This window comes from Mixta sp. BE291, from assembly GCF_031457955.1.
In the GTDB taxonomy this organism is placed as follows: domain Bacteria; phylum Pseudomonadota; class Gammaproteobacteria; order Enterobacterales; family Enterobacteriaceae; genus Mixta.
Genome location: NZ_JAVDXN010000008.1, coordinates 1 through 26627 on the forward strand (window position 1 = coordinate 1; position 26627 = coordinate 26627).

The window sequence follows — 26627 nt, forward strand, 5'->3', positions numbered from 1 at the left end:
CCATCAGCCATCAGCCATCAGCCATCAGCCATCAGCCATCAGCCATCAGCCATCAGCCATCAGCCATCAGCCATCAGCCATCAGCCATCAGCCATTCAACATCGTATTGCTTATGCTGCTTCCCCATCAATAAACTTTATGCCGCCAGCGATAAGTATCCAGCGCGGGGCTTTCATCGCGGTCAGTAAGTTAGAGGAGGTTCTGGAACACTATTTTTAGCTCTGTTTCTGAAAGAGTGAATTGAGCCATGATGTTGGGTTATATCCACTGCCTCATAGCCACATGTTTCCTTATTCATCCGAACGCCCTGTAACATCAGCGACATTCTGTATTTCTGACCGGTTCAGTAGCGCATAGCGGGTAATAAGCTGTTTCAGATGCATTTCCAGTTGAACTTTGGCGGCAGCAGGCAAAGGCTCTGCAGCGGGATTTTGTGACAATACCCGCAGCTGCTCTTCAGCCGGTATGGATTGATTAAATGATTGTATGGTGGAAAAAACCACCGACTTCAGTTCACTGACCGTCATGTATTTCCCCCTTCCGCTCATCCAGCGCGTTCAGCCGGTCACTCAGTTTTTGTAGCGTAGCCATTCCCTGATACCAACCGTTCAGTTGTTCTGTCGGCAATGCGGCAGCATTAAGTTGTTGCTGCCACTGCTGTATCAGGGGCTTTGCCTGCTCTGGCCACAGCATCTGCGCCTGTTCTGTAAGTTTTCGGCTGTAAGTAATACTCCAGTCAGGTGGTAATTTACCCAGTCGGGCAAGCTGCTGCTCTGTTTGTGTCATTCCCATTTGTGATGACGGAGATTGCTGACGCAACATGTCCAGTTGTTCCGACGCAAGAGGTACAGGTAACGGAGCCAGTGAGGCGGCAAACTGTGTATGTAGCGGGTCTGGCCGGTGAAGATATTGCCAGCTCCACACGGCGACAGCGCTTATCACCAGCATGCTACACATCCCCGCTGCGAAGGATTTCCATTTTTTTACCGGAGTGGATATTGCCGTCTGTACTTCCACATTCGCCTGGTGTTCTGGTTGAGCAACGTACACCCACTTTACTGCTCTGTCTGGCGTATCTTCAGGTGGATAACCAGCAAGGCCCCTCGTGGAGGATGCCGCCCCATTTCTCTCGGTGGCCCTATCAGACCGAAGGTTCGGTCCGGTGCGGGTTGCGTCATCGCTGCTTTCCAGCCGGACAGCACTGTTGTGCATCAGAGTACGCAAGGTATCAAGCTGGCTGAGATGCTTAAGCTCCAGACGCTGTAGCACGTCTCCCAGACCAGTAAGCAGCTGCTCCGCCCGATACAGCTGACTGAGGTCGCTGTAAGTGAGCGAAAGCGAGCGCATCCGTTGCTGCAGACGCTGGCTCAAACTGCTAAGGATGTCCATGCGGGCATGTACCGGCTGTGGCCAGAGTGCGCCCCACTGATGGCTTATCATGGCTTCCAGTATCGCCAGACCTTCATTGAGCCCGAATAAACCAGCCAGTTGCGTACGGGCCAGCGTGTACCAGGCCGCTGTCTGTAGCTCCACCCCATTCAGCTCAAACAGTGAGAGGCAGCGTTTTTCGACATATTGCCAGTTTATATCCGGGCGAGCCGGATGTGTCAGCTTACTCAGTTCTTCACGCAGAGCGGCATAATCCGCTAGCGTGCGCGGGTCGCCGCCGGTTTTTATTTTATGCGTTGTGATGTCATACATGACCAGTTGTCCATTTGACGTATCTTACATACGGCTTGCGGTGTCGAGATACTGCTGTTGCTTAAGATGCCTCAACAGGACCCGCCCCTCGGGCATAAACTCGGTTCCGTAGCGCACAAGGCCAATGCCCTTGAGCTCAGCATCAATGGCATAGCGCAGTTCGCCGGGGGCGTTCTGCTCCAGCAGGGCAACCGTTATTTTTTTCAGACGTGGCTCATATTTGAGCAGAACAGCCGACAGGGTGCCCATCAGCTCATGCGCCGTTCCCGGCATCCCCTGCAGGATTCGGGTCATATCAGGCAAGCCATAATCCGGCAGATGTTTTAGCGTGCCGGCGCGGCTATTGAGGATACGCTGCATATTGTCGAGTACCGACAGAATGACCTGGTTCGGCTCGCTGACCTGATGCAGGTCGAGGCCGCCGGTAAAATGACCAGTAAGCATTTCATACAGCGATGGCGTATTGTGTCCCTGTGGCATCAGTCATCCTTCAAGCGATGGCGTATTGTGTCCCTGTGGCATCAGTCATCCTTCAACGGCTGTAACGTCAGATGGTTATTCCCGGCTTGCAGAATGCGGGGTTTATCCGGATCGAGATCCTGACGTTTGAGAACCTGCTTCCAGGTGTTGTTGACCAGATCCGGATGGCGGAACAACCCAGCCACGGCGACAAACTGCGCGTCTTCTTCCATTGGCATATCAAGGTTTGCATCCCCGCCCGGTTTCACCACCACATCACGGCTGGCAAGCAAATCGTCTTTCAGAATGGTGTCCCCATCCTGAAGCAGTTGCTGGTAGACCGTTTTGTCGAAAGCTTTGCGCTCTTTCAACTGATAGATCCGCACCACAACAGGTTCAGACAGCGAGTTACTCTCGCGGGCGTCGGTATTCAGCGCTTCACGCGCGGTGAAATCCAGGTGTAGCACCTTAATCTTTTTGTAGAACACGGCATTAAAAGCCGATTTGCTACCCTCGGTGATGCCCTGCGCCACCCCGCAGCCTGCCAGACTGCATGCCAGCAGCGGCAATAACCCGCGCGCAGTTTTAGTTAAACTTGTACGTAACACGTCGGTTTCCTCGTTGTGGTTTCGCCGGTTCCAGCCCGGTGTAATAACCCAGCTCTGTGGTAAAGGTCTGTGGGATATCCGCCGGAAGGTCATCGCCTTCCGTACCCAGCACGCCGTTCATGCCGAGCCAGAAGGGGCCTTCGCCCAGCGCTGGCATGGCCAGCAGCCGGACAGACGTGGTCAGGGTTATCCGAGCTTTGAAGCGCCAGCCAAGCCAGACCCGCAGCATCACCAGAAAATCCTGATACAGCAGGCCATCCGGCTTCCAGCCCAGTGATTCCTGTTCATTTTCGGTGGAGAGTGCAATCAGCAACTGGCTGTTGGCATCCATCGCCTCATCACCCAGCGGCGTGTTACCGTCCAGCAGAAAATCATCATCACCGTAAAAGCCCAGCGGCTCGCTGACCGCCACCGGTCGCAGGCAATACGGACTCACCTGTACGGTGGTATCCGGTGCCAGCAGGCTCACCAGTGCCTGCATCCCCTCCTGGGTTTTACCGGGCTGTTGCAACACGCCAAGCAGCGACAGAAAACGGGATACCGGGGTGGCGATGCGCTCTGCCGTACCGGGTATGCCCAGCCCCACCAGACCCAGCAGCGACTGCGAAATGCTGTCGGTGCCGCCCGGCTCAAACGTGGCCGGATAAGAGTATTTACGCCAGATGCGGTAAAACTGCGTCAGAATGCGGTGACTGAAGATATCCAGAAACCCTTGCAATGCGTCATGCCCTTCCCGGCGCTGGGTGATGTCATCGAGATATGCCGTCGGCAAGGGGGAATCAACGCCGTACATTCCCATAAAAGTCGTGCGGATGAGCGGTGGCTTACTGTCATCCTCCTCGTCATATTCGACAGCCTTCATTTCGCTTGCCGGGAACCCCATCCCCGGATACGGCGCAAACCGCACCGGGTCATCCGCAGGGTGGCTGGTCGAGCCCATCAGCGGCCTGCCCGGATTACACTTTTCCAGCAGCTGGCATAAACGGTAAAAATTAATGCGGTGAAGATCGGCTTCCAGCCGTGCGGTCAGCCGGGAATGCGGCGGTTGTGCTTCTCTTCCCATTCCAGGCGCTCTCCGGTCGGTTGTAGAATGATAATCAGGCGGTTAAACAGATAGATGTCGGTGTAAAGCGCAAAGAAGCGGCTCAGCATCTCGCCAAACAGGCAGATGTCGCCGCGCCCGGCAAAGCCGTGACTGTCCAGCGTCACCTCAATCTGCACACCACGCACCAGGTAGCCCTGCTCAAAGCGCTCGGTTTCACTGTGCTTCACGTCGAGGATGGCTTCCAGGCGACGGCGGTTCATTTCGCTGTCGGTCCATTCATACAGCGCCAGGGTTCCGCGCAGCACCTCGGCATTATCCATCATCGACAGGAATCCGCTGCCGAGATGGCTCAGCACGCGCCAGTGAAAACGGTCCTGCGCCGGTGGATAGCAGGGCAGCGTCGGCGCACACAGGTTGCGTACGGCAATGTTGGTCGAGGTGGTTTTCATTACCGTATCGAGCACAGTGCTCTGCAGCGCACGTCGTGGCAGCTGTCCGTTGGTAGCGGTGAGCGTCAGCGACAGGCTTTCATCCTCCGGTACCCTGTGGTTATCAAACGCTTCACCGCCAAGAATAAGCCAGGTGTTGTGCAGCCCGGATGGCCCCCGGCGCACGCGGGTGTGGTAGTAATATTCCGGCGCGTCATGACGCATCATGCCGCCTTTGTGGCGGAAGCTTGAGAACGGCACGTAGGTATGCAGGCTCGATGACATCACTGAATCGACCGTGTAAATCTCAGTATGCCCATCCTGCACGCGAATTGGGCGCAGCAGGTATTCGGTTTGCAGGGCGTTGAGCGTCAGCGGGTCAGATTCCAGCGGGAACAGGTTAATCACCGGCACGCAGTTCAGGCGCAGATGCTTTTCGCTAAAGCTGAAATCATGCTCCCAGCGTTCCGCCAGCACCACGTCGATGTCAAACCAGGGAAGCTCAGCCGGAAAGTCCACGGTCTCCAGCCCACGCAGACCCGTGAACATAAATTTCTCACGGAAGGTGAAGTACTCCAGCAGCAGCTGATATCCACTAAAGCTGCTGCTTCCTTTTGGCCACAGAGCATCATCATCACCAAACCCCAGCGCGGTGAAATAGCCGTCGAGCGGTCTTCTGTCTATGTCACCCGGCATCCGCAGCCAGAGGCGCGCCGTGTTCATGGTAAAGGCTTCGTGCATGGCGCAGGCCAGCGGTGCGTCAGCGTTGAAGTAGAAAGAGAGCTGGCTGAGATCGACACGGCTCCAGTCGGCAAGATGGCTACAGTTGAAGCGCAGGCCGATCGTCGAACGTCCGTCAGGATCAGTTGACAGGCGGGCGTGCTCCAGCGACAACGGCTGAAGGGTAATTTCTTTGGTTGTGGTGTACCGGCAGCGCGTCCCCTTCTCACCGATCGGCCTTGAGTTCACCTCGAAACCTTTAACAATACGCATCTGCTCTTTCATTTCGCGCCAGTCAGGGGTGAACTCCACTACCGACATCGAGGGGATAGTGCGCAGGTAGTGTGGCCACAGCAGGCTGACCAGCCCTTCGGTCAGTTCAGGCAGGTCGTCATCGAGCTTCTCACGCAGCCGGCCCATCAGGAAGGCAAAGCCTTCGAACAGACGCTCCACGTACGGGTCGCGCGCACCGGCTTTATCAAGATTCAGCATTGCCGCCTGCTCCGGGTGAGCGCGGGCAAACTCTTCACCGGCTTCCAGCAGGTAGCGCATTTCGGCGTCGTAATAACGCAGGGTTAAGTCATCCATAATAACCTGAATATGTGTGTTTTTAAGGCGTGCCAGGCGTTTTTACCCGCACAGCACTGCACTGCTTGCCGGATCGAGCGCAATCAGACCGGACAGAAGTAAATCCATCTCGGGCTGAAGTCGTGATTTATCGGTTTCACTGCGTGTGGCTTTCATGCGCAGCAGTCTGAGGCGACGCGATTTCACTTCAAACAGCAGTGCCGGTGTCCACTGCGTGAGGGTGATTGACTGTGCGGCACTGTCGAGCTCCCCCAGCAAATGCAGCGCAAGTTCATTTTTGCCCTTCTGCTCAGCCACGCGGGCCATCAGCAGACGCAGCAACCATTTGTCTTTTGTGGCGTCGGTTCCCGGGCGTGTCTGCAGCCAATGTAGTGCGACATCCAGACCGTCAGTGTCCGCTTTCTCCAGCGCTTCCGGTTCAAGTGCCAGGATATCGTTATCCGTCCCACTGACGGCACTGACCGGCTCATCGCGCCAGCCGGACAGTTCGTCCAGCACGCTCTGGTTTATCCAGTTCAGCGTGACCTCATCGGCAAACGGCGTACCGTCATTAAAGGCCAGCGTTTCAAGCCCGGTAAGGCGACGCAGCAATCCCTTCAGGTCGGCGGTAATGATGTCGGCCAGCACATCCTGACCCGACTTCACCAAGGCCTGATGGATATACCACTGCAAATCCAGCCAGAGGTGATTGGCGCCACGTGAGAAGGTGCTGTCCGCCTGCTCCAGTATCTCCAGCCAGCTTTGCTGCAGATACAGGCGCTTGAGCATGGCCCGCTGGTCAGCCCGCGGCGGTTCAATGCGCGTTTTCCCTTCTGCATCCGGTGCCGGAACAGCACGCAGCGTGTCATGCCGCAGGCTTTTCATCAGCCGGTGTGCGGCCAGCCAGCCATCGGGTTGCTCACGCAGATACCCCGTCAGGGTACGGGCCTGGGCCAGCAAATCCTGACCGGACGTGATGCGGCTCAGGACCGGCGTGTCAGGCTCGGCCGTATGCGCTGAGGTTTGCGACTGCGCCTTGTTACCCGCGTTCTGCGGCACCACGGCATCCACACCACCGGCCTTCATCAGGCGCGATTCCAGCGCGCTGTACAGCGTATTCAGCGCTGGCCGTGACGATTCCGGCTCTGTCTCCAGGCTGGCGCGGATCAGCAGCAGCGCACCGGCCGTGCGCCGCGCATCGTCGCGTACCACTTCCGGCCAGAGTGACAGGGTGTCGAGGACACGAGAGCCTGCGAGCCACTCCAACGCCGATTTACGGCTCCGCTCGCGCTGTGGATGAAGCTGCGTGCCATAGCGCTGCAGCAACCCCGCCAGCAGCTCAAACCCTTCGGCAAACCCGATTTCTCCGTCCTGGTGCAGACGCGCCCAGCAGTAATAGGTGGCAATGCGGATATCTTTGGCCGTGCTGGTCAGCAATTTTTCGGCAAGCGTACAAATCAGTCCGGTATCGATGCCGGAAAGTTTATTGACCTCCTCCCGGATGCGCTGAAAATCATCGTCATATCCTGGGTCTTCTCCTGTCGGACTGGTATCGCTGATCGGGGCAAGCCAGGGCTGCCAGTTTTCCGTGCGTGCCTGCGCCTGTTGCCGCAGTTGAGTTTTGTCAGCCTGACAGGCGGCAACCAGATTCTGCAAAGTGCTCATTCTTCGACCCCATCCATGTCACTGTTTCCGGCACTGGCCATCAGCGCCTGAGCGGTGGCCGCGCTGTCGACGCTGAATATCCGCTCCGGCAGCGTGAAGCCACGCAGATCCAGCAGCGTCAGCGGGCCTTTTCCGAGCTGTGAGCGCAGCACCCATTGCAGGGTTCGACCGTCCGGCGTGGTGAAACTCATCAGCCACTGGCTGCGGTCAAGCTGCTGACGCTTGCCCTGGGCCAGCCAGCGAATGAAGCCCCAGGTCCCGCTGTATTCTCCGAACAGACGCGCACCGGCGTTGACGGTGGTCCAGGTCAGCATGGTTCCCGGTTTATAAGTATCACCCGGCCAGCGGAAGCTCTGCCAGTCGGCCATCTGGTTGAAGTAATGCAGCTTTTGTCCGTCAATGATCAACTGAGTTTCCACCAGCTGCGGTACAGGACGCGCCTGCAGCTCAAAGCTGATGCCCTGGCTGCCATCGGTAAACAGAATGTCCGACAGCTGGCTCAGCTGATTAATGGTCCGCAGGAAGGCCGGGTTAAAGCTCAGCCCCTGGCTGTTGACCTTATCCGGTACCCACTGGCTGCCCTCTTTGTGCAGCACACCGCTGAGCTCAGTGGTCAGGAAGCGCTCAATACGTCCGCTGTCCTTACGCACAAATTCAGCCAGCATCGGCAGAGAGGCATCACTTTTATTCGCAGCGAACGGGAAGCGTCCGTCAAAGGCGGTGTGCCAGTTCGCCACCACGGCGCGGCTCCATTTATCATTCAGGCTGGCTGCCGACGGCTGAAGCACGGTCTCCCAGGCCTGGGCCAGGGGCTGCACAAACATCGTGCTGCCAAAACTGCTCCACTCTTCGCCAAGACTTGCTGAAATCAGGCTGCCGTACTGCCGGGTATCGGTCAGATCCACGCTTTTGCCCTGGAATACAGTCTGCGCGAGGTTCTGCATCATCTCCTGCGGGTCAGAGGCGCTGGCTACCTGTTGCAGACGCAGACGCACGCGGGTGATGCGTGTCAGATATGTCTGCAGGCTCAGCGAGTTGTCCGCCGACATCACGTTGCTGCCTTTGTTTTTACCCAGAAGCTGAAGCAGCGGACCAAAGGTTTCATCCAGCGGCCCCTGCGGCCCTGACGCAGACTGGTCGATCGCGGGTTTGCCTTTTCCGCCGACCAGGTCTTTAGCCGATTTGATGATGGAATCCGAAAGGCCCCTGCTTTGCTGGCCGGTCTGTCCCTGCCAGGCGATGGTATTCATCAGGGCAATCAGTGGCGACTGCCGGACATCACTCATCAGCGTCAGCTGGTCGGTGACGTCAGCAATGTTGCTTGCCTGATTAAGTCGCAGGCTGTTAAGGAAACTCAGCCAGCTGCCGGCAAAGTCAGTGAAGTAACGTTGCGTCAGCCGCGCTTTCAGGGCTTCAGGCGAAAGGTCAGCTGATACGGCCTTATGGGAATCGCTTAACACCCAGTCGATTTCATCGCGACGTGACCTTGCCGCCTTCTCAATGGCCTGCTGGATCCCCCCTTCCCACGCCTGGCGAGTAAACATGCCCGGCACCACCTCCTCGGTGGTGAACAGTCGCCGCGCATCGGTACCGCTGGTCATATCTTCCAGAGACACATCGGCAAAGTTACGACGCACAGATTTGAGCATGTTTTCATACAGCGTACTTTCCGCATTACGGCGACCAATTTGCTGCAACAACACCTGGCGACTCTGACTGACCAGCTGTGTGTCCGGCGTGATTTTCCACTGTGGCTGCTTAGGCAGTTCGGTGATGTAGAAGGCCCATAAATCAGGCGCCAGGCTTTGCCACAGACCGGTTGAGACGCCCATCCGCGTCGGCTGCACGCTTTTCATGGTCTGCGCGTAATACGCGCCGTCGGCTTTATCCGGATGGCCCATCATCAGCCAGGCTTTCAGCTGGTCATAGCCCGGCTTCGCCAGCTGTGCCCGCTGGTCGCTGCCGGGTGCAGAATTCGCCAGCGCACTGAGCTTCTGCGTCAGCGCCTCGTTCGCCGGGTCGCGTATCAGGCGGTTGTTCGCCACGCCGTACCAGGGCAGCATCGCATCGAGCAGCTGCTGGTTATGGTTCAGACCGAAGCGCTGATACCATGGCGCGCCATTCTGAATACGGTGCTGCAGGCGACCGGCATCATTACGCAGCGTATGCAGGGCCGTCAGCTGGTTATCCGATACGGAAGGATGCGCCACCAGGGCATGAGCCTGCTGCGCAACAGAGACGATTTGCAGGCGGTTGACCGCAAACGACAGCAGCATCCCCGCCCCCCAGACACCAATAATGATCATCAGTGACCAGGCCAGCGTCTGTTCCCACGCCATACCGACACGGCGGCCACGCACGCGGGTACAGTCCTCAACGATACCCTGCCAGGTAACCGGCAGGATCAGCGCATGGCGTTGTGATTCCGAGATATATTTCTCCGCGTCGGCTGTTCCCTCTGCGATATCGACAGGTTTATTCTCCGGCAGGCTGAACATCAGGCCACGCAGCGGCACACGCTGCTGGGAGGCAGCCAGCCATGGCACCAGTTGCTGAGCCCAGCGGACAATCCCGCCTTTTTGCAGGTACTGCCCCAGGCGCAGCAGGAAGTCGTGGCTGTTGTTGCCAGTGACCTGGCTCACACCCTGCGTCCGCAGTATCGGCAGCATCAATTCAAGCTGGCGGGTAATATCGTCAGGCTTAGCACCCAGCGGGAAACTGGCCCCTACCGTCTGCTCAGTGCGTTTTGCCTGCGACCACTCGCTGTCGCACAGCTGCCATAACCAGACCGGTGCGGAATAGCGCAGCAGGTCGCTGATTTTTTCCAGTCCGCGTAAATCGTTGTCACTGATTTGTGGGGTCAGATTAAGCGACGGCGGCATGACGCGAACAACACCGTCCAGCGGGCGTCCACGCCGCAGTTTACGCAGCGCGGTATATTTTTCCTTGTCCGGTTCAGTTGTCAGGCTCCCGCCGTGAATCAGCACGGTACGGTTACCTTCAAGCCACTGCTTTTCCTGCAGGCCAGGTACGAGGAGGTCGATTGCTGCCTCATCACCAGTGATTAACAACAGACGGGTTTTACGACGCCAGAAGGGGCTATAGCGTGAACGGAGGTGTGTCTTCAGCAGTCCATAAGCAGCTTCGTGCCCGGTAACCTTTGCGGGTTTACGCTTGTGGGATGCCGACGGGCTAACCTTGTCCTTAATCAATAACCGGAAGGCCACAAACCCCAATACCAGCAGGCTGAGCGCAATTCCCCAGACGATAAAGCCAGTGAGGATAAGCGGTCGGAGCGTTTCCCATTCCGTGGAACGTTCGGTCGCCCACAGCCACCATGCCAGTCCACCCAGCAGTACCACCAGAGTGGTCACAGCAATACAGACCGTTGCCGTGGCTGCCACAGAGAAGGCAGCGGGTTTATTGACGTTGTCCATCAGGTTTTACAATTCCAGTTGCGAGGGTGTTCATCGGGTCGTGGGCAATCCAGCCACACGGTTGTTGGTGGTGCGCGGCATAGATTGCCGCCAGCGATAAAACGATCAGAGCGTCCATATCGCCAATATCCCCCCAGTTGGCGTCCTGCAGATGCTGGCTAATATCCCAGCCGCTGCCCGCCAGCGCCTTGATGTCGGGCCGGGAAAATAACGTACAGGCGTCTGGAGGATCTTTCAGTTCGCTCTGTTCCAGTGCACGGGCAAACACTGTGAGCAATGCGTCGCCTTTCTCGGACGAAAAGGTTTCACCACGCGTCAGCTGTACCGGGCCATTCCGTCCGGCCAGCCACAGGGCGGCAGATTCCCCGGCAGGGTGCGTTGTACCTGGCCGCCCCGCGATCACCTGACACCCGGCGATCAGCATCGTGTCATCAGGTTTGGCTTTTGCAAGATCGCTTGCTATCTCAGCAAGACTGACTTCCCCTTGCCAGGACTCAGGCCGTACTGGCAGCGCGACTTCCGGGAAAGCGATCGCCATTTGTGCGCGGAATGCCTGCCAGGTGATGTCAGCACCTTGCCAGTAGCAACGCAGCGGCGAAGTCAGCTTTTTTTCGCTACGCTGCTTTTGCCACTCAATAACCAGCAGTTCCGCCAGCCACTTTTCACGTGCGATGGGATCCGTAGCCGAAATTTGTGGCAGTCTCAGTACGCTGTTGGCCCCCTCTTTTTTTTCCTCCGGTGGACGTTGCTCACGATTAAGCACGCGCAGCCAGTCAACTGAACACGTACCTGCTGGCCCCAGCAACAGACCTTCCTTTAACCAAAACGGCTGCCGATGCTGCGCCCACCACTGTTGCTGTTCATATGCCACGAGTTGATAGTAGAAAGCGGCGTTATGCACGCTGACGCGATAGTACAGCAGCCGCGCCAGCCAGCCAGTGCCCGCCAGCAGCAGCGCCACCAGAATACCGGCGGCCACCAGCGTACTTTTACCCTGAGCTATTGGCATCAGCCCCACGGCACCGCCGCTGAGCAGCACCAGCATTGCCGTGGCCGACAGCCACCTGGCGACGCCGGGCGGACGTGCCGTTTTATACTCCGGATAATCAGGAACGGATCTCACTGGTCAATACCGCAGTCAGGAAACGAGCTGACCAGCGTACAGCCGCAGGCACAGCGATGGCCGTGCAGCGCTACCGGCAGTCCATCAACCGTGGTCAGGACGCTACCTTCAGAGATAGTGGTCATGCCGTGTTTGTTACAGCGAACCGGATCCCCTTTACAGGCAAATCCCTGACCAAAACAGTGATAATGCCCTCCTAATACTTTGCCGCCATATTCCCGCAGGCTGTCTCCTTTTCGGATGACTTTACTCATGGGTTCTCCTTTCCCTGTCTCAGGCAGTGGCCGTCAGGACATCCTTAAGCCAGCTGGCCGGGATTGCAGCCTGCGCACGTGCCAGCTGCTGTTCCGCAACACGTACTTTTTGCTGAGCGACCACGATGCCCGGCTCCCGGGTAAATGCCCTTAACCGCTCCCCACCCGGCAGTTCCGGCACGGGTTCGCGGGTGATCCGATCCAGCACCGCAACCTGCAGCGAGCGTGCTGCGCCTGTCGCGGCCAGCCCGGCCAGCTTTCCGCTCAGACGCTTTTGTCTGAAGCTCAGCACGATGCCCGTGGCCAACGAGGCAAAGCCCACCAGGTCTCCGGCGATCACCAGCGGTGACAGGGACTTATTACATTTGTCGCTGAAATAAATCATCCGGTAGCGGAAGTAGCCGCTCCACATCTCGCGCGTACCCAGCGCAGCGTGCATAAACCAGGCACGCGAGTCGTGTACCTGATCGTCGAACAACGCCCTGACCAGCCCGGCAGGCCGTTCTGCATTACTGGCCTCACCGGCGGCAGGAAACAGGAGTGCCACCCGGGCATCTCCGGCAGCCTTCATTCGCCGGTATTCCTGAGGTTCATCATCGGTATTGAGCACGAAAATCATCGGCTGCAGCACGGTATCCAGCACCACCTGCGCCAGGTTCTCCGGGATACGGTAACCGTCGTGGTAATCCTTACCAAACTCCTTCGCCGCTTCAGACAGCTGGGTCTGCGCCATATCCGGGTCGAAATCCTTGATGCCCGGATAAAGAATCAGCTCATCCATCTTGTCAGCGGGCTGATCTGCTTTCTGTTTCTGGCGCTTTTCCAGTACTTTTCTCTGCTTTTCATCCCGTGTTTTTTCTGCTGCCTGACGCGCGGCGGGCAACGCTTCGGTATTCGTGGCGCGCTGGTAGAATGGCGTTTTCAGCACCGAACCTCTGGCATAGCGATCGATACGCCAGGCGGTGATCCACGCAATCTGGTTTTCGACAACGGTTTCCAGACTGCCGCTGGCACGCGGTGGTTCGTATCGGGATGCCTCTTCAGGCGTGATTTTTTCTGACGTGGTCAGATTCAGGGTGAGCTCGCGCCAGGCGTTGAAACGTTTAATAAGCACATCAGAAACTAAAAATTGAGAAATCAGATCAATAGGCATGATTCGCCAATTATCTGTAGATGATTCTGGTAATACATCCTGCGGTACTTTTAAGGGTGCTCCGACCTCAAAAGCAGAGGAATATAGATCCTGCAAAATAATCTGAGACAGTAACAATCCATCGTGCTCACCATTGGCCTTCCCCTGATCTCCCGGCGGATAACCGCCACCAATATCCGAGTGCATCCCGGGGTAAACCACCTCGGTGGCATAAGGCGGATATTTGCCGTTACTCCGGCGCACCGAGTCCAGCGGAAAGCAGAGACGCTGCTCATGCCCGGAGACCAGATGCACGCATTTTTTTATCAGCCCACCATAGGTTTCATCGTCCGGCAGCTCCATGGTGTCATCTGCCCAGGACATATGCCCCTCGGCAATCGGCACCACATGCGCCACCCCAACGGAGGCCACGGTATCCAGCAGCCCGAGAAACTCCACACTGACGGGCAACTGCAGTTCACCAATCTGCAGGCACTGCGGGGGTTTTTCGCCTTCCGCCTCTGGCGGGGGCAGCAGTTCGCTCAGCCAGCGTACAAACGTACGCGCAGCGGCAGCACCGCGGGAAAAACCGTAAACGTACAGCTTGATACCCAGCAGCTTCGGCTTGCCCGGCTCCGGCTGAATAATCAATGGCTTCAGTTTTGGTGCCAAATCGTTCAGTAAGCGACTGAACTCTTCATAGCGGCTGTGGCTGCCGCCAGACCACAGACGGTTCCAGCTGGTACCCATTTTTTCTATAGATCTGCGGCTGTCCCCCTCTGACAGCTTTATGCTGTTGTTTTTCGTATCCTTACTTACGCGCATAAGCACATCAATAATGCGCAGCAGCGCCCAGTTAATACGCTCTTCGCCCCTGGCCGCGCCCACCAGCCCCATGGTGGAATAGTCCGGGTCGTTCACCTCCGGGAACGGGGTGCCCACGCCGGGAATATAAAACTTGAAGTATTTCCCGTTACCGTCTCCGGCATCATCCAGCAGCATGGACTGCCCGCCCGTCGGCACCCCGCCCGCCGTCCCGGCGCCAATAGTGGCACGAAACAACCGCGCAATATTGGTCGGATGCTTCGGGTCAGACAGGAACAGATCATTGTTCAGGTTATTACCCGTACCGTCGAAAAACAGACTGATATGTAGCGTCTTGCAGCACGGCGGCCCCACACGCCGCCCGGCCGCCAGGCACAGTTCCTGACGATACAGCCGCTCGGCGCTGTTCTGCCGGTGGCAATTCTGCCCGACCTGCAGCGCCTGGGTTGGCAGGCGCCCCTGCGCCGGAAACGGCGGCGGCACCCATGCTAAATCGGTTTCCATTATTTCGGACATACCTCTGGCTCCTTCATCCTGATGGGCTCTTTTATCGGGTAGGCCGGGCTGCCGTAGGTGTAACAACTGGTCGTGACCTTCACCTCATCGCAGGGCAAAAAGTGCACGGTGATGCCGCAGACATCCTGACCGGTATAGTCGGGAACCGGGACGGTTTTGCTGTGCTGCCGGTTCTGGGCCTTCATTTTTTTTTCCCAGGCAAGATATTTTTCAGTATCAGCAAATCCAGGAAAACCTTTAGAGCCACCAACCCCACTTTCCCAGTCAATACGCACCGTCATACCCGGCGTCCACCGGGCGGGCACGCTGTAGCAGCAGCCGCCACCGCCGCCCTGGAACGGGCCGATAATGTCGATGCCCGACTGGTTATCCACACTGAAGTGGTTAATCGCCCATTTTGTGTGGTTGATGGCGTCAATGGTGCCACCGCCCCCGGCTTGCGCCACAGGCTGTGAGCAACCGGTTAACAGCAGCAGACCCGCCAGCAGCGGGCTTAACAGTAAAGGTTTCATCTGACGTTCCTTGTTGAGGCAGGGCTAAAGGGGAAACGGCGGTGGCACCCGGACTGAACCGGTTTCCATTATTTCGGACATACCTCTGGCTCCTTCATCCTGATGGGCTCTTTTATCGGGTAGGCCGGGCTGCCGTAGGTGTAACAACTGGTCGTGACCTTCACCTCATCGCAGGGCAAAAAGTGCACGGTGATGCCGCAGACATCCTGACCGGTATAGTCGGGAACCGGGACGGTTTTGCTGTGCTGCTGATGACTGGCTTTGATTTTTTTTTCCCATTCCAGATATTTATTCCATTTTTCATATCCAGGGAAATCATCTGTTGATGCCTCCCCGGTTTCCCAGTCAATACGCACCGTCATGCCTAGTGTCCACCGGGCGGGCACGCTGTAGCAGCAGCCCCCACCGCCGCCCTGGAACGGGCCAATAATGTCAATGCCCGACTGGTTATCCACGCTGAAATGGTTAATCGCCCATTTTGTGTGGTTGATGGCGTCAATAGTGCCACCGCCCCCGGCTTGCGCCACAGGCTGTGAGCAACCGGTTAACAGCAGCAGACCCGCCAGCAGCGGGCTTAACAGTAAAGGTTTCATCTGACGTTCCTTGTATAAAAAGAACATTAACAAAGAGAAGATGACGCGTCTCCGGATGAAATATCAGTATGATCAGCAATTTACTCATTGGGTAAACCACCTTTTCATAACCCACGCCTCGCGTGCTTCATCCAAAATAATGCCCTGATTGGTTGCCTCCACCATGCCCTGGTAACAATTTGTAAAAAGCGCCTGTCGTGATGCATACCTGCCCACAGGCGGTGCGCGGTGCGAAAGGAGGGCCACAACATCACAGACACACATCAGATGCTCAAGCTGACGATCGCTGAGGTCGATTTTGTGAGGTTTTTCATTACGAGTTTGGGGCGCACCGCGACCTTTTATACCTCTGGCGTTGCCATCCATATCCTGCCAGGCCCAGAACAGTACAGGACGCAACAAAGACCTTTGCTGTTCCTCGCTAAGAACGTGCGTAAAAAGCAGGGGGAAAATCCGCGTATCGTAAAATCGTAAAATTCCGCTCCGCCCTTCCTGCAAAATATCCATACACTGCGTGAGCCAACCAGCCAGAGCGGAAAAAGACCAGTTTGAACACAACAGCAGCAATGGAGCCTGAACAAAGACCTGCTGACTCGTGCCCTTCAGCCACTGCATCTGCTGAAGATCATCAAGCATAATGCGTGCAACCAGCGGAGCATCATCGACGATAAACGCTTCCGGAAGCCCGTGATAAAGTGACTGCCACTCTACTGACAGCGCGTTCAGCGCCGGAATAACGCTAAAATCCAGTCCGGCCTGATCAACGATAATATCAATATAATCAGTTCCGGATGTCCGGCAGGTAACGGCGACTTCCTCAATCCATTGTGCGGTCATTTATGCCTTCCTTGGTACAAAATCCTGCGCCAGTTTCTGCGCTTTTTTAAGGTACTTTTTTCATCCCCCGAGGGAGCTCTTCGCTGACTGGCCCCTGCAGGTTATGCTGACTTTTCAGGCTAACTGTGATGACTGGATTTGCCCTCATGATGTCTCTCCTCTGGCGGTACTGAATTCAGGTTCAATCCTATTGATCCCCTGCAACAGTTAATCGGGCAATGCCGATTCAACTGATTATCCTGGCGCCAGACCGTTGCAGCCGGGCAGCGGCCGCATTCAGCATCTTTTGGTGTCCGGCGGCGGCGATTTGAGACTGCTGCCGTGCTGCCATCAGTGCAGGCCTGTTGTCCGCGGGCAGTATTGCTGACGAAGCCAATAGCTGTGTCTGATCATTTGCCAGATCTTTGACCCGGTGAACTTCCATTTTCTCCCCCCCGACCTCCCGCGTTTCAACCAGATACTCCACCCGGTTCGAGGTGGGTGCCGCCCCTACAACTTTGCCCTCCACCGAAATCAGCCGGAGCTGTTTGTTGGCAGTATCACCGCAGTAGATCATCCGGTAGCGGAAATATCCGCCCCACATCTCTCTGCCGCCCAGCGTGCTCTGCATAAACCAGGCCCGGGAGTCGTGGACCTGCTCATCATAAAACGCCAGCAGCTCCGCGCCCGGCAACGTGCGGACACCGGTACCTAACCGGTCAGTGAAGAGGCGGATAGAGTAATAGTCACCGTCGTCACGCATCTGCTGGTATTCGGCTTTCTCGTCATCACCGTTGAGCAGATACACCGGGGCTTTGGGGATAACGTCCAAAATAATCTGTATGGCCTTTTCCCCGGAACTGCCGTTGATATCCCGGTACCAGTTGCGGTAATCATGTTCAAATTCACGGGCCGCTTCACGCAGCTGGTATTGCGCATTGGTGGGATCGTAGTCCGGTATCCCCGGCGTGATAGTGTCCTGCCAGCCCGGCCGGTAGCAATCAACATCCTTTCGGGTGCGGAGAATTTTTGCCCGCCTGGCCTCGTAATCCTCTTTTTCTTTCTCAAGTTCAGCGGGCGACAACTGGGGTGCTCTGGCATAAAACGGCTGGGTCAGCAGGCTATTGTGTGCATAGCGCCCGATACGCCAGGCGGTGATCCATGCCATCTGCCCGGCTACTGCGCTCTCCAGCACCCGTGGAAGCTGATACGGCCGGTAGCCCGATTCAGGGGAAGCGGCATCCCCGTCTCCGTCCGGCGTTACGTTCATTAGCGTCTGACGCCAGAGATTGAAGCGGGTGATTAATTTATTATCAATATCAAATTCAGTCATTGAATCACGCGACATTTTTCTCGAAGGTTGAATGTCTTTAATAAGTGGCGTAATCAAATCTGAACGAACCGTCAGCGGCGCCCCTGCCTCAAAAGCAGCCAGATAAAGATCGTGCAGAACAACCTGTGACAGCAGCTCCCCCATCCCGCCCCGGGATTTTCCCTGGTCGCCCGGCGGGTAGCCTCCCCCCACATCGGAGTGCATGCCCGGATACACCACTTCCAGCGTGTTCGCCGGGTAGCTGCCGTCCGGGCGGCGTACGGAATCGAGCGGAAAACTGAGCCGCTGCTCGTGGGCGGCAATAAAATGGCGGCAGCAGCGGATAAGCCCCGGAAAGCGACGCTCATCCGGCAGCTGCTGAGTGCCGTCCGCCCAGCCCATATGCCCGGCGGCTCCCGGAGCGACGTGGGCTATTCCCACCGAAGCTACGGTATCCAGGATGCCGAGAAACTCAATACTCAGCGGTAAACCCAGCAGGCTCATCTCAGACTGATCCCCCTCCTGCGGCGCGGTAAACAGCCCGGTAAGCCAGTGAACAAAGGTGCGGGCCTCTGCCGCCCCACGGGAAAAACCGTAGATAAACAGCTTGATGGCGAGTAGATGCGGTCTGGCCTGTGTGACCTGCGCCTTTAAGGGGGCCAACAGCCTGTTAATCGTATTACGGCGGTTCACCTCGCCGGTTATCGGCCAGCGGGCGCGCATATCGGGCAGCAGTGCCCGGGCAACGCTATCATCCAGGCGCTGGTGCGTAGGGGTGATAGCGTACATCAGGGCATCGGCCAGACGCAGTAATCCCCAGTTGATGCGGTCTTCTCCCCCCGCAGCAAAGGCCAGTCCATCCAGACTGTAGTCAAATTCATTAATCTTAGGGAAAGGCGTCCCGACACCCGGGATGTAATAGGAAAAATATCCCTGTTGTTCTGCTGCTGTCGGATAGGCTGCATGAAAAAGTCTGGCAATATTCGTCGGATGAGGAGGACTGGCCACCTTTGTATCGTTCTCTTCGTTATTGCCGGTACCGTCAAAAAACAGGCTGATATGCAGGCTCTGGCTGCAGGTGAAACCGACACGGCACTGCGCCTGCTGGCTCAGCTGCGCTTTAAAGTTTTCCGCTTCCTGAATTTGCTTTTTATAATTGGCGTTCACCTGGGTCGACGTAAGGGCAAGGCGTCCGCCTTTCGGAAAGACCGGTGGCGCCCAGCAGGGAAGTCCTGAGCTTACTGGGGACATTGCGCAGGCTCCTTCATATTCAGCGGCTCTTTAATCGGGTAGTCGGGCGTGCCATACCCTTCACAGACCGTTGTGACCTTCACCTGATTGCAGGGCAGAAAATGCACCGTGATCCCGCAGCGTGATTTACCGTATTCCGGAATATCGACTATGGCGCTGTGTTTCTGGTAGCTGGCTTTGACTTCCTTTTCCCATTTTTTATATTTTTCTCTGTCCTGATATCCAGGAAATGGAGAAGCTGTGTCAGGGTCAACTTCCCACTCAATCCGCGCTTTCAGACCCGGGGTCCATTTCAGCGGCAGCAAAATGCAGCAACTATTACCTGTTAACCGTCCACCATAACCGTTAACGGTAAAATGATTAACGCCCTGCCGGGTATGATTAAACCCGCGAATATCCCCCGCCGTATAATCACCACTTCCCGCCTGAGAACATCCTGACATCATCAGAATAACCAGAATGGTAAATATCCTTTTAAGCATTTAATCCTCCTGTCAGGTTTATATTCTGCGTCCGGATTATTGCGGACATTGCGCAGGCTCCTTCATATTCAGCGGCTCTTTAATCGGGTAGTCGGGCGTGCCATACCCTTCACAGACCGTTGTGACCTTCACCTGATTGCAGGGCAGAAAATGCACCGTAATACCGCAGCGTGATTTACCGTATTCTGGGATATCGACTATCGCGCTGTGTTTCTGGTAGCTGGCTTTGACTTCCTTTTCCCATTTTTTATATTTTTCTCTGTCCTGATATCCAGGAAATGGAGAAGCTGTGTCAGGGTCAACTTCCCACTCAATCCGCGCTTTCAGACCCGGCGTCCATTTCAGTGGCAGCATTACGCAGCAATATCCTCCCCCTTCTCCATAGGCACTGATATTGGGTCCCCCGCGACCATTCACTTTTACATAATTAATTACGTTTGCCGTATGATTTATCCCGCGAATATCCCCCGCCGTATAATCACTACTTCCCGCCTGAGAACATCCTGACATCATCAGAATAACCAGAATGGTAAATATCCTTTTACGCATTAACGCCTCCTACCGCTGTTTATAGCGTTGCCCGACTTATTCAGGCAGATTGAAGATCGCTGAACTATTTATATTGCTGAACATATTCACTAAGCTCCCCCCAGAACGCTTCCCGACTGGCCGCCAGCGCAGCCTCAAAGCAATTTCGGAAAATGGTTTCCCGGGAAGAGCCTTCTCGATAAAGATTTCGGGCCAGAACCTCGGCATCGCTAATACAGCCAATAGTTTCAATCTGCCGATCGGTTAATATCAGTTTTGCCGGTTCGGGTATAACCGTACTATCCGGCCCTATGCTTCCCTGCTTCCAAATATGACACCCGTCTCGATCCAGCCATCCCCAGTAAAAGGCAATACGAGTAAATAAAGCCTGCTGTTCTTCAGACAGCACATGGCTGAATAGCTCAGGAAAGATCCGGCTATCGTAAAAACGAAAAATTCCGGTTTGATTTCCCCATTCAAACTGAGATATCGCTAAAAGCTGGTTTTTCATTTCGTTGAATGCCAGAGGGCTGAGCGCCAGCATCAAACGAGCTCCCCCTCCCCAGTAGCGCATCAGATCGGCCAGAAACATCTTATGCCGCCATTCTGACCAGCAGAAACGAGCCACAAACGCCCCTTCGTCCTTCAGGCCTTCCTCCGGCATCTCCTCAAACAAAGAGGCATATCGGATTTCGGGAGTCAGATGGCAGAACATATCCCTGCCAGTACGATCCGTACCCGCCAGATTAATAATGAGATCGATATAATCGAGACTGGCATTCAGACTTAAGAACTCTGCTTGCTCAAGCCATTGCTCCGCGACAGCAGCGGGAACGCTCTGTAAGTTATCCACGTAACACTACCCCCATCGCCTCTTCCTGCGCTTTTTTTAGGCACTCTTTACATACTGACGATGGCAGCTCCGGCAAGGGAAATTCTTCGCTGGCTGGCCCCTGCAGGTTATGCTGACCTTTCAGACTCAATAAACCCGGACTGTGAATTTCAATTTCGCCCTGCGGCGTAAGGCGGATATAGGCTCCGCCACAGCCAATGGTGATGCCATTTTTCGCGGTGAGCTGTAGATGCCCCTGTGTTGACTGGACGGTGACATCCTTAAGTGAGGTCAGCGAAAGAACATCAGCATGCGACTCAATCTCCAGCGGGCCTCTGGCAGATATCAGCCGCATCCCCTCCTGCTGAGCAAGGATTGAGACAGCTTGGCTTGCGTTCAATGAATAGCGCTGTGCCGCGCTGATATTCACTTCCCCCAGGCTCTGTAAGTACAGCCCTTTCCCGCTGTGCATCAGGGCTGTTTCCGGCGTAACGGCGGCAATACCTTTCGGTGCAGACAGCAGCAACGCAGGTGCTTTAAGCTCGCCAGCGCTGGCAACAAATTCTCTTAGTGGCTCAGCATCCGGGGCAACATTGTGGTGAGTCTGCGTAATCGTTCCCCATCCGAGCACCTGATTTACTGCCCCTTTAAGCAGACTGATCGCTGGCTGCATCTCCAGCGCCTGGCCCTGTGCTTTCGCCTGGCCATCTGCGCTGATAAACAGCCCTTTCTGTGCCCGGATAGCCCCCCAGCTGTCGGTTCTGAGCTCAAAACCCTCACCGCGCTTCTGCTTTTCGCTGTCGACAAGATGCCCGAGGTTCAGCTGACTCTTGCCGCCGTACTCCGTGCTGACCTTGATATGCTCTTTTCCGCGCTCATCGTCGAGGCGGATTTTATTGTTCGCGGGGGTGCGCAGGACGTTACGTTTGTAGTTGCGAATGGTGACGTGGTCGCCGTGCGCCGAGTCATGCAGCACGCCTGCGATGTACGGTCTGTCCGGGTTACCGTCCTCAAAACCAATCGCCACTTCGGTGCCCGCCAGCAGCGGCAGGTGCAGGCCGTAAGTGTCTCCCGCGTACGGGCGGGACTGACGCACCCACAGGCTCTCGAACCCGCTCTCCCGGTTATCACGGTCAAACAGCATGCTGACGCGGTAGCGGCCCTCTTTATCGATATGTCCGTAGGTGTCATTTTCAGTGGTGCTGGTGACGCGTGCCGGTAAGGTGCCGGCCATCACCGGGCGTGGGCCTGGCTCAGGGCGGAAGCAAAAATCCGGGCTGTCCGGGATCCCGACAAACCTGACGCCGAAGTCTTCATCACGCCGCGCATGGCTGTGCATCGCCGTGATGACCACGCCGTGGGCAAACACCTCTGCCACTTCGTAACCGCCGGTGACCTTCAGCCGCATACCCGGAGAGAGCGTCGGGCAGCCGGTGATGGCACGGATCTGCGTCTGGCCATTCAGGTAGCGCTCATGACGAATACGGGCGTAAAACGCGCCGGACTCCGCTGCCGGATGACGATCATGGGTATTACCCGCCGTCAGGTAGTTATCGGCCCAGTGATAGGCCTCTCCGTAGGTGGTGGCATCCCCGCGGGTCGCGTCCACCCGGGTGTTCATCTCCTCCGTGGCCTGACGGTAGTTATAATCGCGGGTGCTGACCTGCTTCTGCACCACGTTATGATGGCTCTCCATCCCCCACACCGCGTCCACACCGTCCGAATGCTGCCCTGACGGCGGAACAGACGGCAGCGTCGGCCCCTTCTCATACCCCTGCTGACCGTCGCAGAACGCCACCACGTCAATGTTCAGGCGCGTATCGGTGGTAAAACGGAACCAGATACCGACCTCACCCAGCAGACGGGTAATAAAGTGCAGGTCGTCCTCGCCGTACTGCATCACCTGCTCTCTGCGCGGGTACTCACGACTCAGCGAGAACAGAAAATCCTGGCCGCGCAGGTTGTGGCGCTCGCGCAGGATCTTTTCGACAATCTGCGGAACCGTCATGTCCTGGTAAATGGCGTTCTGGTGCGAACGGTCAAGCAGCGCCAGGCGTGGCTGAAGCGTCAGGGCGTAATGGGTTTCATCCTTTGAGGTGCTAAGGCGTTCAAAGCCGCTCACCACCCCCTGAAGGATACGCACGACCTGCTGCATTCTGATGCCGTAACCCTGGTCAACCGGAGCCTGCAGCGTCAGGGAGGCGGCTTTCATCAGCATCATCTCTTTGCTGATGACATGGTCAGAGCTTGTGAATTCAATACGGTAGCTGAACGGCGTGCTCAGGGCTTCATCGCCTTCAAATGCCAACACATCGAGCTCTGCGTCGCACCCCTTCACCGCAAGCCGGTGATGGTTGTGGCTGAATCTTATCGGCAGGCTGATACTCATGCGTGCACTCCTTGTATATGGTCAAACGTCAGCCCGATACCCTCTTCCTCACTCCAGCTAAGGCATAGCGACTGTGGTCTCTGTTTAACAGCCATGTGGGTCAGCAGCTGCTGGCTCAGCACCGGCAGAATCTGTTGATTCAGCAGGCTGTCGACGTTACGCGCTCCGGTGTCCGGCAGCAGACAGGCGGCGGTCAGCGCGTCATACAGGCTCTCCTCGATCTGCGTGGTTAGGCCGTAGTGGCGATATAAACGCTTGCGGACCTGTAACAGCTTTATCTCCACAATGGTGCGCATTGCAGCTTCCGCCAGCGGGCGGTAAATCACGGTCTGGAAGCGGGCCAGCAGCGCAGGCTGGAAGTGATCACGCAGGATCGGGCGCAGCAGTTCGTGTAGATCGCCTTCGGTAGCGTCCGGCTGCTTATTGAGCAGTTGCATGATGTGGTCGCTGCCGAGGTTCGAGGTCATCAGAATAACGGTGTTACGGAAGTCGATTTCACGCCCTTCGCCGTCGCGCATAAAGCCGCGATCGAACACCTGATAGAACAGGTTCATCACGTCACGGTGGGCTTTTTCCACTTCATCAAGTAATACAACGCTGTACGGGCGCTTGCGCACGGCTTCGGTAAGGATCCCGCCCTGGCCATAGCCGACGTAACCCGGAGGGGAACCTTTCAGCTGAGAAACGGTGTGTGGCTCCTGGTATTCGGAGAGGTTGATGGTAATCAGCGATTTTTCACCGCCATACAGCACATCGGCCAGCGCCAGCGCGGTTTCGGTCTTGCCGACGCCGCTTGGGCCAACCAGCAGGAACACGCCCTGCGGACCGTTCTCTGCCGTGAGGCCGGTCTTCGCCGCGCGCAGGCGCTGGGCGATAGCCGCCAGGGAAGCATCCTGGCCGACCACGCGTTTGCCGATTTCATATTCCAGGGTCAGCAGTTCGGTCTGTTCGTCTTTCATCAGGGAAGACAGCGGCACGCCGGTCCAGTCGGCGATCACGTTCGCGACCGTGCGGGTGTCCACGTCCACCTGAATCAGCGCATCGCCCTGCTGTGCCTGCGCCAGCTGCTGTTGCAGGTCGGAAATTTCGGTCCGCTGGCTGATGTCCTGTCGGCTGGTCATCAGCTGCTGTGCCAGCGCCTTTTCATTGCGGAAACGACCTTCCTGCTCCTCAATACGCGCATCCAGTTCAGCCCGCTGCTGCTCAATCACGCGCAGGCGGTCATCATGACGGTTACTGCCTGCCGCAATATCTTCCAGCAGCGCCTGCTCTTCCAGCGCCAGCGCCGTCAGTTGTGCTTTCAGGCGCACTATTGCTTCCGGGGTGGTATCAAGGCTCATGCGCACGCGCGCGCTCGCGGTATCCAGCAGGTCAACGGCCTTGTCCGGCAGCTGACGTCCGGTCAGGTAGCGGCGGGAAAGCGTGACGGCTGCGCGTACCGCATCGTCGGTGATATGCACATTATGGTGTTCGGCGTAACGGGATTTCAGACCCCTGAGCATCAGACAGGCGGTGTCGTCGTCCGGCTCGTCAACGTTAACCATCTGGAAGCGGCGCTCCAGTGCAGCATCGCGTTCAAAGTACTGCTTGAACTCGCTCCAGGTGGTGGCGGCAATGGTGCGCAGTTCGCCGCGGGCCAGCGCAGGTTTCAGCAGGTTAGCGGCATCCGCGCCTCCCGCCTGGTTGCCCGCGCCGATGATGGTGTGGGCTTCATCAATAAACAGCAGCATCGGCACTGGGGACTGCTGCACCGCATCAATCACGTTTTTCAGACGCTGTTCGAACTCGCCTTTCACGCCCGCCCCTGCCTGCAACAGGCCGAGGTCAAGGGTGCGCAGGATGACCGGCCTGAGGGATTCCGGCACGTTGCCTTCAACAATACGCAGCGCCAGTCCTTCTACCAAGGCGGTTTTACCCACGCCCGGTTCACCGACCAGGATCGGGTTGTTTTTACGACGGCGGGAGAGAATATCCACCATCTGACGGATTTCGGTGTCACGACCAAACACCGGATCGATTTTGCCTTCCTTCGCTTTTGCGGTGACGTCCAGGGTGAACTTGTCCAGTGCGTTTTGCAGCGCCGGATGCAGCTCGCCTTCTTTCACTTCTACGCCAGCCGGGCGGCCGATTATTTCCACCTCCCCGCCGTGCTGCGCCAGCTCCGCTTCCTGCTGAACGTCCGGACGTTCGTCCGACTGCGCATCGAGCAGCGGTCGCAGACGCGCAAGCTGACTCTGACCGAGCGTCAACAGCGGCCACAGACCGTCGCAGCGCGCCAGTTTAGGTTTCTCCACCAGCGCCATCAGCAGATGCTGACTGCGGATAGGTTCTTCGCTGTTAAGCGAGGCAACCAGCCAGGCTTCCTGCAACAGGGCCTGGAGACTGTCCGACAGCTGCGGACGGCGGCGTACTGAGCGCGGAAGCCGGTCGAGCCAGGCCAGCAAATCCTGCCACAGCGCATCCATATCCCACTCGTAGCGGCGGGCCAGCACCGTCAGGTCACCTTCCCCCTGTTCGAGCAGCTTCAGCAACCAGTGCTCCGGCAAAATTTCCGCATGGGCACGGGTCTGGCACAGGGAAGCCGCGCCTTCCAGCGCACGGGCACAGTAAGGGTTCAGGCGTCGTAACAGGATGGCTGGATTTTCCATGAATCTCTCTCTTTGTCGGTTCCTGGACACGCTACCGCCCATCGCTGTTTCCCGTGAAGGGGACCAAAGCGCATACGGTCAGGCTGGCAGTTTGTGGGTTTCTTTGCTGAAAGCCCGTCACGCGGACGTTCAGCAAAAAACGGGCAAAAATTACTGCCCGTCGGCCGTTGCTCTGAATAGTTCGCGTTGAAGCAAGGCGGCAAGGTCGCGAATCCCCGGGAGCATAGATAACTATGTGACCGGGGCGAACGAACGCAGCCAACGCCGCTACGGCGCGAAATATGACGAGCAATTACGCGGTGGCGCGTTCGTTCCAGCTATCGGAATGAATGATGTTGCCGTCCTTGTAGGTCCAGGTGATTTTTTCGTAACGCAGCTCGATCCGCTCAAGGTGGTTATGCTTCTCGAAAGCAGGATCCTTGACGTCGTGCATCACCGGATTCACTTTCACCACCTTCACGTTTTCCAGTTTGGTGTTGAAGTACTCCACTTCCTGACCCGCATCGTTGATTTTGTACCACTTGAATTCCGCTGACTGCAGGGTCTGACCGGTGGTCACCGCCTTGTACAGGTACGGGCTGGACGAATCGATTTCCTTGGTGAACAGGAACGGCGTGTGGATGCGGGTGCCGGTCAGCTTGCCGGTGTTGTTATCGGTGGGGATGTACAGGTTATGTTCCTGAGCCACTACTTCGATGCTGCCTTCACGATCCTGAACGTCCACAGACCCTTTAATGTCCGCGCCGCCGTCGTCTTTCAGCCAAAGATAAACAGGAATTGCCAT

Annotated in this window: 22 protein-coding genes; 1 reads left to right on the forward strand and 21 read right to left on the reverse strand. The window is 56.8% G+C overall.

All coding sequences use genetic code 11. The features are described from left to right. Positions 1 to 219, forward strand: a 219-nt coding sequence (locus J2X14_RS16990) for a hypothetical protein (RefSeq protein ID WP_352412360.1), incomplete at its 5' end; no start/stop codon positions are given. A 71-nt stretch (positions 220 to 290) separates the two neighbouring features. On the opposite strand, the gene J2X14_RS21030 is transcribed toward J2X14_RS16990, so the two are convergent. From J2X14_RS21030 to hcp, 21 genes are all read right to left on the reverse strand, one after another. After that, the gene (locus J2X14_RS21030; protein ID WP_502890025.1) at positions 291 to 527 is read right to left on the reverse strand and encodes a VasL domain-containing protein; all 237 of its coding nucleotides are present in this window, start codon (positions 525 to 527) and stop codon (positions 291 to 293) included. Continuing rightward, positions 514 to 1701: a VasL domain-containing protein gene (locus J2X14_RS16995; RefSeq protein WP_502890026.1), complete on the reverse strand. Its 1188-nt coding sequence runs from the start codon at positions 1699 to 1701 to the stop codon at positions 514 to 516. Before J2X14_RS16995 ends, J2X14_RS21030 begins: the two co-directional genes overlap by 14 nt. A gap of 24 nt (positions 1702 to 1725) precedes the next feature. Next, positions 1726 to 2181, reverse strand: coding sequence for a type VI secretion system baseplate subunit TssE (gene tssE, locus J2X14_RS17000; RefSeq protein WP_352412361.1), 456 nt, complete (start codon positions 2179 to 2181; stop codon positions 1726 to 1728). Between the two features lie 41 nt (positions 2182 to 2222). Further along, complete coding sequence (tssJ, locus tag J2X14_RS17005; protein ID WP_352412362.1) at positions 2223 to 2768, reverse strand: type VI secretion system lipoprotein TssJ; 546 nt, start codon at positions 2766 to 2768, stop codon at positions 2223 to 2225. Next, a complete protein-coding gene (gene tssG, locus J2X14_RS17010; RefSeq protein WP_352412363.1) occupies positions 2746 to 3831 on the reverse strand; it encodes a type VI secretion system baseplate subunit TssG in 1086 nt (361 codons plus the stop codon). Before tssG ends, tssJ begins: the two co-directional genes overlap by 23 nt. Beyond that, positions 3795 to 5549 (reverse strand): type VI secretion system baseplate subunit TssF, encoded by a 1755-nt coding sequence (tssF, locus tag J2X14_RS17015; RefSeq protein WP_352412364.1) that lies wholly within the window; start codon positions 5547 to 5549, stop codon positions 3795 to 3797. Before tssF ends, tssG begins: the two co-directional genes overlap by 37 nt. Before the next feature lie 42 nt (positions 5550 to 5591). Next, positions 5592 to 7193: a type VI secretion system protein TssA gene (gene tssA / locus J2X14_RS17020; RefSeq protein ID WP_352412365.1), complete on the reverse strand. Its 1602-nt coding sequence runs from the start codon at positions 7191 to 7193 to the stop codon at positions 5592 to 5594. Next, positions 7190 to 10630, reverse strand: coding sequence for an ImcF-related family protein (locus tag J2X14_RS17025; RefSeq protein WP_352412366.1), 3441 nt, complete (start codon positions 10628 to 10630; stop codon positions 7190 to 7192). The genes tssA and J2X14_RS17025 overlap by 4 nt, the downstream gene beginning before the upstream one ends. Continuing rightward, positions 10614 to 11753: a KPHS_23130 family T6SS system protein gene (locus J2X14_RS17030; RefSeq protein WP_352412367.1), complete on the reverse strand. Its 1140-nt coding sequence runs from the start codon at positions 11751 to 11753 to the stop codon at positions 10614 to 10616. Before J2X14_RS17030 ends, J2X14_RS17025 begins: the two co-directional genes overlap by 17 nt. Further along, positions 11750 to 12007 carry a PAAR domain-containing protein gene (locus J2X14_RS17035; protein WP_352412368.1) on the reverse strand — a complete coding sequence of 86 codons (258 nt, stop codon included), beginning with the start codon at positions 12005 to 12007 and terminating at the stop codon, positions 11750 to 11752. The genes J2X14_RS17030 and J2X14_RS17035 overlap by 4 nt, the downstream gene beginning before the upstream one ends. Before the next feature lie 19 nt (positions 12008 to 12026). Further along, positions 12027 to 14480, reverse strand: a complete 2454-nt coding sequence (locus tag J2X14_RS17040) for a T6SS phospholipase effector Tle1-like catalytic domain-containing protein (protein ID WP_352412369.1) — start codon at positions 14478 to 14480, stop codon at positions 12027 to 12029. Further along, positions 14468 to 14992, reverse strand: coding sequence for a T6SS immunity phospholipase A1-binding lipoprotein Tli1-KP (tli1, locus tag J2X14_RS17045; RefSeq protein WP_352412370.1), 525 nt, complete (start codon positions 14990 to 14992; stop codon positions 14468 to 14470). The genes J2X14_RS17040 and tli1 overlap by 13 nt, the downstream gene beginning before the upstream one ends. A 68-nt stretch (positions 14993 to 15060) precedes the next feature. Then, complete coding sequence (gene tli1a, locus J2X14_RS17050) at positions 15061 to 15585, reverse strand: Tli1a family immunity protein (protein ID WP_352412371.1); 525 nt, start codon at positions 15583 to 15585, stop codon at positions 15061 to 15063. Between the two features lie 84 nt (positions 15586 to 15669). Next, entirely contained in the window at positions 15670 to 16422 is a 753-nt protein-coding gene (gene tla1, locus J2X14_RS17055; RefSeq protein ID WP_352412372.1) for a toxin Tle1 chaperone Tla1, read from the reverse strand. A gap of 226 nt (positions 16423 to 16648) precedes the next feature. Then, positions 16649 to 18964, reverse strand: a complete 2316-nt coding sequence (locus tag J2X14_RS17060) for a T6SS phospholipase effector Tle1-like catalytic domain-containing protein (RefSeq protein ID WP_352412373.1) — start codon at positions 18962 to 18964, stop codon at positions 16649 to 16651. Continuing rightward, positions 18952 to 19446: a Tli1a family immunity protein gene (gene tli1a / locus J2X14_RS17065; RefSeq protein WP_352412374.1), complete on the reverse strand. Its 495-nt coding sequence runs from the start codon at positions 19444 to 19446 to the stop codon at positions 18952 to 18954. The genes J2X14_RS17060 and tli1a (J2X14_RS17065) overlap by 13 nt, the downstream gene beginning before the upstream one ends. Positions 19447 to 19482: 36 nt before the next feature. Then, complete coding sequence (tli1a, locus tag J2X14_RS17070; protein ID WP_352412375.1) at positions 19483 to 19995, reverse strand: Tli1a family immunity protein; 513 nt, start codon at positions 19993 to 19995, stop codon at positions 19483 to 19485. Between the two features lie 64 nt (positions 19996 to 20059). After that, positions 20060 to 20827 (reverse strand): DUF4123 domain-containing protein, encoded by a 768-nt coding sequence (locus tag J2X14_RS17075; RefSeq protein WP_352412376.1) that lies wholly within the window; start codon positions 20825 to 20827, stop codon positions 20060 to 20062. Continuing rightward, positions 20820 to 23195 carry a type VI secretion system Vgr family protein gene (locus J2X14_RS17080; protein ID WP_352412377.1) on the reverse strand — a complete coding sequence of 792 codons (2376 nt, stop codon included), beginning with the start codon at positions 23193 to 23195 and terminating at the stop codon, positions 20820 to 20822. The genes J2X14_RS17075 and J2X14_RS17080 overlap by 8 nt, the downstream gene beginning before the upstream one ends. Beyond that, positions 23192 to 25843 (reverse strand): type VI secretion system ATPase TssH, encoded by a 2652-nt coding sequence (tssH, locus tag J2X14_RS17085; RefSeq protein WP_352412378.1) that lies wholly within the window; start codon positions 25841 to 25843, stop codon positions 23192 to 23194. Before tssH ends, J2X14_RS17080 begins: the two co-directional genes overlap by 4 nt. Positions 25844 to 26135: 292 nt before the next feature. Next, entirely contained in the window at positions 26136 to 26627 is a 492-nt protein-coding gene (gene hcp / locus J2X14_RS17090) for a type VI secretion system effector Hcp (RefSeq protein ID WP_352412379.1), read from the reverse strand.